Origin of the sequence: Ligilactobacillus pobuzihii E100301 = KCTC 13174 (assembly GCF_000349725.1) — a bacterium.
Taxonomy (GTDB): Bacteria; Bacillota; Bacilli; order Lactobacillales; family Lactobacillaceae; genus Ligilactobacillus; species Ligilactobacillus pobuzihii.
In genome coordinates, this window is the sequence record NZ_KB714693.1 from 3,275 (window position 1) to 14,325 (window position 11,051).

Here is an 11,051-nt window from a genome sequence, read left to right on the forward strand (position 1 = left end):
CGCAATGCGATCAACCACCGAACTGAGCCTATTTTAGCTGCAACTGGAACAATGTGTTTATTTAACCAATTAATAAATGCATTCATTGTATTTTTCACTCCTATCTTATTACTTAACGCTGATTAAACATAGCAAGCACTTGAATAGCGCTTTCATTTTTTGCTTACCTAAAACTAACTACCCCTGTATTCGTTATAAGACACTGCTGCTTGATTATATATCGATATTTTGCGTGTGATAATAAAGCGCTAAATTATCATATACAAAATAAGTTCTGGAAAAATTAAAAACTTTTCCGCTTGCTAAATAATTGATCCCATCAAGGCACAAAATCTGATCTCCCTGCTGTCGTTTTAACAAATCAGCTTGCTGTTCACTTATTTTCGAGGCATGAACATAGTTTTCTGAAGTACTACCTGTCATTTGATAAGCATCACGCAAAAAACTAAAAATCGAAGTTTGGACACTTTCTTCAGTCAAAAAAGGTACAACGTTTCGTGGGAAATAAGATTCTTCCAATGAATATAGTTGACCTTGTAAATAGCGTAATCTGACAACACGATAAACCCTACTATTTACCGCAACATTGCCCCTCAGTGCCAAATCTTTATCGGCAGTAATAGTATCAAACTTAAGGACTTTGGATCTCAATGGACCGCCAGATACCATTGAATTTTCATCAAATCCAATCGACAAATTCAAAATCTTTTGCGATTGGAGCGGCTTTTTGATCACATAATAACCGCTACCACGAACCCGTCTAAGTAAACCATGAGCAAAAACAACATCCAATGCCTTACGAATCGTATTTCTACTGACATGATATTGTGCAACCAATTCTTTTTCAGTTGGTAATTTATCGGTATATTTATTCGTAAGGATCGCCTGAATAATATCTTCAGCCACTTTATGATACATTTTTTATTCCTCCTTTCTACTAATATCCGGATATTGAATAATGCCCTGTGACTTCTTTGTTTGTACATTGCGGCAATAAATGTGTCGGCGCTCATCATATTTGTGCCTACTAATTATATTACCAGTGGTCGTTCGTAAAATCAATAAAACGCTTTCTTTTATTGCAAAATAAAAGAGGCTGGGACAAAACAATGTCCCAGTCTCTTCTTTGACTAAAAATAATCAAATTATCGCTTGTAATTTTTATGGCATAAACGCGTTTCAAAAGTCTGAATCCTCCATGTAATGCCATTTACGCCATTCCTGTCCTGCGCCTTGCTACGGCCAAAAATGACGTAAACGACATTACACACCGGCTTCAAAACGACTTTTGTCCCGCTCTCTTTAAATATTCGTAATTATTAGATTGGCAATACAGCGAAAATCAAAGCACCAACGATACCACCAACAATAGGTCCAAAGAATGGTACCCAACTGTAACCCCAGTCGTTGCCACCTTTATTTGCGATAGGCAAAATAGCATGGGCAATACGAGGACCCATATCACGGGCAGGGTTAATAGCGTAACCTGTAGGGCCACCAAGTGAAAGACCGATACTTACGATCAACAAACCAGCTACGACAGGATTCAAGCCATCAGCCATTGAACCATGACCAAATGTTGCTAATCCAAGTACCAAGACAGCAGTACCAACAGCCTCGGTAATAAAGTTATTACCTAAACTACGGATAGCAGGTTCTGTCGCGAAAATACCCAAGATAGTATCTGAATCCTTCGTTGCTTCCCAGTGTGGACGATATGAAAGCCATACAACAACGGCACCTAGAATACCACCTAACATCTGAGCGACAACATAAGGGACGACAGCAGCCCATTTTGTTAAACCGATACATGCAAAGGCGATCGTTACGGCAGGGTTAAGATGAGCTGGACCCATCATACCACCAACGTAAGCACCCATTGTTACACCAAGGCCCCATCCAAGTGCAATAACGATCCAGTCAGCACCTTGAGCCTTTGATTTATTCAAGTTGACAGCGGCACAAACACCGTTACCAAGTACAAGCAGTACGAAAGTACCGATGAATTCACCGATCGCTTCAGTAGCAATAGTTCCCATAATTTTTCCTCCTATATGTGCTGGAACAGTCGTTATATTTTTCTGTCCCAAATTTAAAGCAATTTTTTTATGTCATGCAAGGATCTCTTTGATCCATTGCATAATTTAAATCTATAAACGATTAGTGAGTTACCAATGTATCGGTACGAATCACTCTTAGTAGAATTACGCGAACCAAAAGGCTATGACTATCTGACTTTGTCATCATAGTGCCTACCTTCTAAATGGCTCATTTTTCTTACTTATTTTTTAAACTGTCCAAGCGTGTTTCAGCAATTAAGTCATTTAATTCATCAGTTTGTTTTTGTTTCTCATCTGCTGACCAACCCAAGACACGGGCCATTTCGTCAATGATCGCATCCTTCTTTTCCATTAACTTATCTTCATGGAACAAGACAAAATTCGTCCGACGTAAAAGATAATCAACTGGAGTTAAGGTCATTTCTGAATCGATCGAGTAATGTAAGCTGATCGTATCTGCTAACGTCAAGCCAGGAGCTACATCAACATCATCTACGTATAAAACGACACGACCCATGTTTGAACCGAAACGGTTTGCAAGGTCTTTTGCTTCATCTTCTGGGATCCCCTTACCAATAGCAAGATTTGTATAGAATCCTAATGTCTTTTCAACATTCGTAGGGTCAAAGTGACCACCTGAAACTTGTAATTTAGTTGAGTCAATATCTTTGATCTCAACATTGAATTTATCTTTCAATGTCTTAGTGATCAATTCCATTGCACCTGCAGCCATTTTACGATAGTCAGTGATCTTACCACCAGATAATGTGATCAAACCATCTTCACCTACATCAAGTGAAGAACCACGAGAAACCTGCGAAGCGGAAACTTCTTTTTCACCACTCGATTGTTTCAAAGCACTAATTGATTTTTCAACGTCTTCACGTTCTACTTCACCATTATTGAACTTAGCAACTGTTGCGATCAAGTTATTGAAACTTTCATCGGAAACCTTACCAGTGTTAGCACCGCCACCATTATAGTCAGAGCCAGCATTAGAACCAAGTAACGGACGGATACCTGCCCAACTAGCTTCAATATCATCAAGTGTGATATTTGCTTCAGGGAAACGATTGTTGATTGCCTTTAACAAGTAGTCAACATCATCTTGCTCAACTGTTGGATGTGTGTAATCACCAGTGTAATCTGTATCAGTTGTACCAAAGTAAGTTTTACCTTCTCGTGGCACAACGAAGATCATCCGACCATCACCAGCACCTGAATCGGAGTATGTTGGTTGAGGTACACTTAAAACTGATTCATCAACAACTAAATGAACACCCTTAGTAGGACGGATAACTTGACCATTTTCGCCGTTCTTATCATCTAAACCAAGGAACTTAGACGACCATGGACCAGTCGTATTGATCACTAACTTGGCATTAACATCAAATTCTTCGCCAGATAAAACATCTTGTGCAGTAACACCATCGATCTTTCCATCAGCATTGTGCGAAACATTAACTGCCTTAACACGGCTAGCCATTAAGCCACCCAATGCAACAGCACCTTTGATGTTTTCAATTACCAAACGAGCGTCATTATTAACATAGTCAAGATAAACACCAGCGCCCAATAACTTATCACTCTTCAAGCCAGGTTCACGTTGTAATACCTCATCACGGTCGATCGTATAGTTAGCATATTGACTAGCTTCAACTCCTGCCAAACGATCATACAGGTCCATCGCAATTTTGACACTAAACATATCAAATGTTTGGTCAGGTGTATCATAAATTGGTAAAAGCATTGGAAATGGCTTTGGAATATGTGGAGCGATCCCTTGAACTACAGCACGTTCCTTAACTGTATCAGAAACAACTCCGACATCAAATGTTTTCAGGTAACGAATACCACCATGCACTAACTTTGTGGACCGAGAACTTGTTCCCTCAGCAAAGTCCTGCATTTCAAGCAAACCAACTTTAGCACCTGCTTTAGCAGCCTGGATCGCTACACCAGCACCAGTGATTCCCCCACCAATGATCAAAAGATCCAAGTCAGTATTTTTTAGTCCGTCAATAGTTTCCTTTCTTGATTTATAAGAAAAATTCAATTTCAATATCCTCCTCGTTTTTAGTCAAGCTACGCGCAATAATAAATTTCCACACGTAGTCTTGTTAATATCGAGTTGTATAAGGCATTTATCCTTTAGCAACTTCTTAATAATTTCTTCTCTCTTCTTACCTAAGTTAGCTTTTATTAAGCTTATTTTGTTTCTGGTTTGAAACTTCTTGTTGCTTTAACAGCTTCTTCCCAGCCTTCATATAATTGGTCACGACGTGAATCATCCATTTCTGGATCAAAACGCTGTCCAATTTCAAACATATGTTGCAATTCGTCTGTATCTTTCCAGAATCCACAACCTAAACCTGCAAGGAATGCAGCACCCATAGCCGTTGTTTCTAAGTTGGCCACACGTTCAACTGGTGTATTCAATAGATCTGCTTGGAATTGTAGCAAGTAGTTGTTACGAGCAGCACCACCGTCAACACGTAATGCTGGGATTTCGATACCAGTGTCTTTGTACATTGTGTCAACAACGTCACGTGTTTGATAAGCCAATGATTGTAATGTAGCTTTGATGAAGTCCTTATTTGATGTACCACGCGTTAAACCAAATACAGCACCACGAGCCGCGGAATCCCAGTAAGGAGCACCCAAACCAGTAAAGGCAGGTACTACATATACTTCGTCATCATTTTCTGATTCGTTAGCGAATTGTTCTGATTCTGGTGCAGATTCGATCATCTTCATACCATCACGTAACCATTGTAGAGCTGAGCCAGCAACGAAAACTGAACCTTCAAGTACATAGTTAACTTTGCCATTGATCGAGTAACCAATTGTTGTTAACAGGTTGTTCTTAGAAATAATTGGTTCTTCACCTGTATTCATCAATACGAATGCACCTGTACCATAAGTATTTTTAACCATACCCTTCTTCAACGCTAATTGACCGAAGAGAGCAGCTTGTTGGTCACCAGCCATGCCAGAAACTGGAACACGACTTCCGTAGAAATGGTAATCCATTGTGTACCCGTAAACTTCAGAGTTTCCTTTTGGTTCTGGTAACATAACTTCAGGGATATTCAAAAGTTTCAAAATATCTTTATCCCACTGTAATTTATGAATATTGAACAACATTGTACGAGAAGCATTTGAGTAGTCAGTAACATGTGACTTACCACCAGTTAACTTCCATACCAACCATGAATCGATCGTACCAAACAACAATTCACCCTTTTCGGCGCGTTCCTGTGCACCATCCACATGATCAAGGATCCAGCGGATCTTAGTTGCTGAGAAGTAAGGATCAACCAACAAACCAGTCTTTTCATGAATCATATCTGAATGTCCATCTTCAATGATCTTGTTTGCATAATCACTAGTTTGACGTGATTGCCATACAATGGCGTTATAAATTGGCAAACCAGTTGCTTTATCCCAGATAACTGTTGTTTCACGCTGTGTTGTGATACCGATACCTTGAATTTGGTCTGGTTGTACACCAGAGTTGATAAATGCGTCAGCAATCGTTGCTTGAACTGCATTCCAAATTTCGTTAGCGTCATGTTCTACCCAACCTGAATGTGGGAAGTATTGCGTAAATTCACGTTGTCCATCAGCAACTTCTTTACCGTTATGATCAAAAATGATTGCTCGGGTACTTGTAGTTCCTTCATCGATCGCCATGATATATTTTTCTGCCATTTGATATCCTCCTAGTATAATGGTTTAACACCCTAAAGTTTAAGCAAAACAAGAAACCGTTTACTTGTTTAACCATATTATTATAAATCTCAAGTCCAAGTTTGACAACCTTGTTGTTTACAATATTTTTTTAGGCTAATCAAATTAATGCTTATAAATGCTGTTATACTAACATTTTATTGAAATAAATTTTTTTGACTTTAAATTAATGCTTGTGAATTCCCTAAAATAAAATAAGTAAATTTTCCAAATTATCAAACATTCATAATGCTAATTTTTCAAAAAATATACATCGCTCCTCCTTTACTTGCATAAAAAAATGTCAATTTCTTGATGAAAGCAAAATAGCTTGTACAAAACTAAAAGCGCTTTCAGGAAAATATTATATCGAACCTATAACACTATTGCAAACATAAATTTATGATTTCTAAAAGAATTTTATTATTTGCGCTTTTTAAAAGCTTATATTCATTTGATTTATTAACTATTTCCAAATACTGTTTGGCTTGGCCATTGTAATAAAAAAAATCCCCAATTCGTTAAATTTATTGTTAACAAATTGGGAATCCCTTATTAAGCTAAACTTTTATTAGTTAATTATTTGACTTTTAATGGTTTTAGTTGTTCTTCAACATCTTTCAAAGATACACCAGCCTGCAATAAAGAAGCAGCTGTATAGGCACTTTCAATCAGCGCAGTATCGTACAAATGAATTGTTTTTTCTGACATTTCTTGAGCCATTTCAAGGTTCATCTTAGCACTACCAAGATCATAAAATGCTAGGATCTCATCAGCTGAATTATCATCAAATGCCTGATTTATTTTTTCCATACTTGTACCAATGTCACCATCATCAGTACCACCCGCATAAGTCAATGGCACATCAGCGGCCACTTGTTTCAATAACTTAGGTAGGCCTGCGGCGATCTCTGGTACATGAGATACGATCGTGATCCCTAAGCTCATAGGATCCCCTCCGTTTCAATTAAAGCTGAGAATAAATATCCACTTGACATTGCACCTGGATCTAAATGTCCAACAGAACGTTCACCTAAATAAGAGGCACGTCCTTTTTTAGCAACTAGGTCTTTAGTACCTTCAACTGCCTCATCGATCTCACTTTGTTCAAGTAAACCCTGTGTCAATTTTTCAGCCAATGGTTCGAAAACATCAACCATAGTCTTATCACCGACCTTGGCACCACCACGTTTTTTAACGCCCTCATTGGCTGCCGTAAATAATTCACCTAAATCAGTTGTGTCCTTACTTTTTTTTGCCATTTCAAGGAAAGCTGTCCCATATAATGGGCCAGAAGCCCCACCGACCTTACTGATCAAGGCCATCGCAACTTGCTTAAATGCATCAGTTAATTCAGCTGGTTTTTTATTAGTGAGCGATTCTTGGACTGCATTCACACCACGAGCCATATTATTACCATGATCACCATCACCGATCGGCGTATCTAGTTCACTTAAATAATCTTTATGCTCATTGACCTTTTGTGAGAAATTATTGATCCATTCTATTAAATTATCAACTGTTAATGCCATTGTCATCCGCCCTTTTCTTACTACAACATTCTTAATACTTTTAATTAACTACTTTCTTTTGATCTGGCTGTACATAGTAAAGATCTGTTAACTCTTAGCTTTTATTTACTATGTTTTGTCTTGTACTTTCTACCAGCCGATCGTTTCTACTGGATAGTTCAAATAGTCTAGCCACTTATCTTCTTTGATTTCAAAAACCGTTAGTGACAACCCTGCCATATCAAGCGATGTCATATAATTTCCGACTTTCATAAAGGATGGGGTGATCCCCTTGTTTTTCAATAAGTCTAATAAATCATGTGAAAAAATATATTGTTCCATCAACGGTGTAGCACCCATACCATTGACCATCACAGCATATTTCTTCGAACTATCCAACTGCAAAGACTTGTCGATCTGAGCTACCAATTCTTCGGCCATTTCCTTAGATGGCTTGATTTTTTCGCGTTTGTAGCCTGGTTCACTATGAATGCCAACACCATATTCGATCTCATCATCTTCCAGTTCAAATCCAGGTTTACCAACTTCAGGAACTGTGGCCGCATGTAAAGCGATCCCGATCGTTTTGATATTTGGTAAAACAGCTTGTGCCAATTGGTCCAAATCATCTAGACTTGCACCTTGATCTGCAGCAGCACCTAAAATCTTATGCATCAATACAGTTCCGGCAACGCCGCGTTTACCTTGAGTAAACAAACTATCTTCAACTGCGATGTCATCATCGACAACTATCGTCTTAGTTTGGATATCATCAACTTCAGCTAAATCTTTCGCCATATCAAAGTTCATTACATCGCCTGAATAATTCTTAACAACTAAGAAAACACCCTTGCCATGATCAGCTTGTTTAATTGCTTCGTAAATCTGATCAGGAGTTGGTGAAGTAAAGACTTGCCCACACACTGCGCCAGACAACATCCCTTTACCTACAAAACCTGCATGGGCAGGCTCGTGTCCTGAACCACCGCCGGAAACAATTCCGACTTTGCCTGCCATCGAATCTTCATCAGCTCGCATTACAGCTTCAGTGTCAGGAATTTGTCGTAAATACTGCGGGTAAGAACGAACCAACCCATCAACCATTTCTGGAACTACATTACCAGCATCATTGATGATCTTTTTCATAATTCACTCACAACCTTTCTTGTTAATTGTACTATACTAGATTTTATAAATCGATTACAATGGTTTATAAAAATAATCTTTAACTGTAGTTTAACTTTTTTAAATATATTAATAATTATCACTGAGATACTTTGACCAAAAAGCTTTCGCTATATCCCTTTAGGACTTTATACTATTTAACAATAATGTAAGCTTTTTCGTCAAAATAAACGGTGTCTTAAAAGTTTTCCAAATAAGAAAATTCTCGCATAACCTGATATTTATACCTAACAACAATAAAATTTTATTTTCTTTCACTACCGTTTTAAAAGACCTGCCCAGTTTATGCCAACGTTTAACAAGAAAGGAGCCCATTTAATGAATGATTTCACTTTAAATGTCAAACAAACTTCCGGACTGACACCCAAAGAATTAATCAAGATCATGCAAGAGCGGACAAAAGTTTTTGTAGTTGAACAAAATTGCCCCTATCAAGAAATCGATGAAAAAGATGAAAATGCACTACATATCTTTTTTACAAACTCAAACGAGATCTTAGCCTACACACGGATCGTCTTAAATGATGACCAAGTTCATCCTAGTTTTGGAAGAGTACTCGTGCCAAAGAATATGCGAGGTAAGGGCTTTGGCAGAAAGATAGTTACTGCTACACTTGACATTATTTCCCAAAAGTATCCAGGTCAAGATATCAAGATCCAGGCTCAAACTTACCTCGAAAAATTTTACAGTTCTTTTGGTTTTCAGGCTGTTTCACAGCAATACCTTGAAGATGATATACCACATATCGACATGCTCTTATCTAATGGACCTCACGCTTAAAATGCGCCAAATCGCGCTTTTAAAAACCTAAAATATTTTTACTTTTACCATGTGGTCTGCTAGAATTAATTTAAATTGCGTTTAATACGAGGAGTGATCTTATGGCAGAAAAAAATCCTGAGTCAGTACATGCCCTCGATCTAATTATGATCGCACTTGGCTGTATAATTTTCGCATTTTCATTAGTTTCCTTTAATATAGCTAACAATTTAGCCGACGGAGGGCTTAGTGGAGTAACCTTGATAATTAAAGCCGTGTTTCATATTGACCCGGCTTATACAACGATCTTACTAAATATCCCCTTGATCTGGATCGGTTACCGTTATTTGGGACGACAAGCTTTGATCTACACCATCTATGGCACGGTCGTTTTATCAATCGCTTTATGGATCTGGCAGCGTATCCCGATCAAGATCGATCTTAAACATGACTTACTTTTGGCTTCGATCGGAGCCGGGATCTGTGGTGGTGTTGGCCAGGGGATAGTCTACCGTTTTGGTGGTACCACTGGTGGAACTGACATTATCGCCAAGATGTTTGAGCGCTTTAAAGGAGTTCCAATGGGTCAATCACTACTCTGGCTTGATATCATAATTTTGACAGTATCTCTAGTCTATGTTGATTTACGCCACTTGGCTTATACCTTGCTTTACTCCTATATCTCTACGCGCTTGATCAATTCCGCGATCGACGGTGCCTATGAAGCACGCGGAAACTTGATCATTAGCGAACATTACCGCGAGATCGCAGATTCGATCATGGAAAAAATGGACCGTGGCGTAACAGTCTTAGACAGCAAAGGCGCCTACTCTAATGATCCACGCCCAACTTTGTACATTGCAGTTTCACCTAGTGAGCTACATAAGCTTAAAGAGATCGTTTCTTCTGTTGACCCTCGTGCCTTTATGACTTCATTTAGTGTTAATGAAGCAACTGGTGAAGGCTTTACCTATCGTCGACCTAAAAGACATTTGATCAAACGAAAAAATAAATACGAGTGAGACAAAAGATGTTTTGAAGCCAATTTGTAACGATGATCCTTTTTTGAGGCGTAGCAAAGCGAAGAACCTGGATAACACAATCGTTGTTACAGTACTTCAATCTTTTAAAACACGTTTAAGACCGTCGATTTAGCTCATTTAATGAGATAGATCGACGGCCCTTTTAGAATTGGACAGCTAGTTTTGTCCCAACCCAATTTTTTGTTCTCTATTGAACTTTAACAATCGTTCTACCTATATGTTGCCCTTCTTTTAATTTTTGAACAACTGATAATGTATCTGCCAAAGAAATTTCGTCTACAACTAACTGTTCACTGACATTCCAATCTGTAGCCAATTTTTGCCAAATCGCATCTTGAACTTCTACTGGTGGTGTGATCGAATCGATCCCTAATAGCGAGATACCTCTTAAGATAAAAGGTAAAACTGACGTTTTCAATTGATTTCCCCCGGCATTACCACACATACTCATAGCTCCGCTTACTTTTACCATAGACAGTAATGATGCGGCAACATCACCGCCAACGGTATCCAAAACATAATCGAATGTTTGATGTTGCATAGGCTTACCATTTTTTAAAGTATTAGCATCAAGTGTTGCACCAGCTCCAAGCCTTCTTGCGATCTCAACCTGATTTTGTTTCCGCACTAAAGCAGTTAAATTTTGATAGCCCATTTGCGCTAAAATGGCAATGGCAATACTACCAACACCGCCAGTGGCACCGGTCACTAGAACTTCATCGGCTGGTTGCATTCCTGTTTTGAGTAGTGCATCGATCGAT

General features: G+C 38.5%; 10 protein-coding genes. 2 read left to right on the forward strand and 8 right to left on the reverse strand.

Translation table 11 applies throughout. The features are described from left to right. Positions 1–213 precede the first annotated feature (213 nt). The 7 genes from LACPOB_RS0104165 to dhaK form a co-directional block, all read right to left on the reverse strand. Entirely contained in the window at positions 214–918 is a 705-nt protein-coding gene (locus tag LACPOB_RS0104165; protein ID WP_017867573.1) for a GntR family transcriptional regulator, read from the reverse strand. 401 nt (positions 919–1,319) lie between these two features. Continuing rightward, a complete protein-coding gene (locus LACPOB_RS0104170; protein WP_026142746.1) occupies positions 1,320–2,030 on the reverse strand; it encodes an MIP/aquaporin family protein in 711 nt (236 codons plus the stop codon). Between the two features lie 247 nt (positions 2,031–2,277). After that, positions 2,278–4,116, reverse strand: a complete 1,839-nt coding sequence (gene glpO / locus LACPOB_RS0104175; RefSeq protein WP_017867575.1) for a type 1 glycerol-3-phosphate oxidase — start codon at positions 4,114–4,116, stop codon at positions 2,278–2,280. 152 nt (positions 4,117–4,268) lie between these two features. After that, entirely contained in the window at positions 4,269–5,774 is a 1,506-nt protein-coding gene (glpK, locus tag LACPOB_RS0104180) for a glycerol kinase GlpK (RefSeq protein WP_017867576.1), read from the reverse strand. Positions 5,775–6,371: 597 nt separating this feature from the next. Beyond that, complete coding sequence (gene dhaM, locus LACPOB_RS0104185) at positions 6,372–6,740, reverse strand: dihydroxyacetone kinase phosphoryl donor subunit DhaM (protein WP_017867577.1); 369 nt, start codon at positions 6,738–6,740, stop codon at positions 6,372–6,374. Further along, complete coding sequence (gene dhaL, locus LACPOB_RS0104190; RefSeq protein ID WP_017867578.1) at positions 6,737–7,324, reverse strand: dihydroxyacetone kinase subunit DhaL; 588 nt, start codon at positions 7,322–7,324, stop codon at positions 6,737–6,739. The genes dhaM and dhaL overlap by 4 nt, the downstream gene beginning before the upstream one ends. A 129-nt stretch (positions 7,325–7,453) precedes the next feature. Further along, positions 7,454–8,449 carry a dihydroxyacetone kinase subunit DhaK gene (gene dhaK, locus LACPOB_RS0104195; RefSeq protein WP_017867579.1) on the reverse strand — a complete coding sequence of 332 codons (996 nt, stop codon included), beginning with the start codon at positions 8,447–8,449 and terminating at the stop codon, positions 7,454–7,456. A gap of 357 nt (positions 8,450–8,806) precedes the next feature. On the opposite strand from dhaK, the gene LACPOB_RS0104200 reads away from it, so the two are divergent. Both LACPOB_RS0104200 and LACPOB_RS0104205 read left to right on the forward strand, forming a co-directional pair. Beyond that, positions 8,807–9,268 (forward strand): GNAT family N-acetyltransferase, encoded by a 462-nt coding sequence (locus LACPOB_RS0104200; protein ID WP_017867580.1) that lies wholly within the window; start codon positions 8,807–8,809, stop codon positions 9,266–9,268. Between the two features lie 101 nt (positions 9,269–9,369). Further along, positions 9,370–10,269: a YitT family protein gene (locus tag LACPOB_RS0104205; RefSeq protein WP_017867581.1), complete on the forward strand. Its 900-nt coding sequence runs from the start codon at positions 9,370–9,372 to the stop codon at positions 10,267–10,269. A 208-nt stretch (positions 10,270–10,477) separates the two neighbouring features. On the opposite strand, the gene LACPOB_RS11750 is transcribed toward LACPOB_RS0104205, so the two are convergent. After that, on the reverse strand, positions 10,478–11,051 hold a 574-nt coding region (locus tag LACPOB_RS11750), incomplete at its 5' end, for a zinc-binding dehydrogenase (RefSeq protein ID WP_040532816.1).

Coding starts and splice junctions, on each gene's coding strand:
- dhaK (WP_017867579.1), bottom strand. CDS start 8,449: ATGAAAAAGATCATCAATGATGCTGGTAATGTAGTTCCAGAAATGGTT.
- glpK (WP_017867576.1), bottom strand. CDS start 5,774: ATGGCAGAAAAATATATCATGGCGATCGATGAAGGAACTACAAGTACC.
- dhaM (WP_017867577.1), bottom strand. CDS start 6,740: ATGAGCTTAGGGATCACGATCGTATCTCATGTACCAGAGATCGCCGCA.
- LACPOB_RS0104205 (WP_017867581.1), top strand. CDS start 9,370: ATGGCAGAAAAAAATCCTGAGTCAGTACATGCCCTCGATCTAATTATG.
- LACPOB_RS0104200 (WP_017867580.1), top strand. CDS start 8,807: ATGAATGATTTCACTTTAAATGTCAAACAAACTTCCGGACTGACACCC.
- dhaL (WP_017867578.1), bottom strand. CDS start 7,324: ATGGCATTAACAGTTGATAATTTAATAGAATGGATCAATAATTTCTCA.
- LACPOB_RS0104165 (WP_017867573.1), bottom strand. CDS start 918: ATGTATCATAAAGTGGCTGAAGATATTATTCAGGCGATCCTTACGAAT.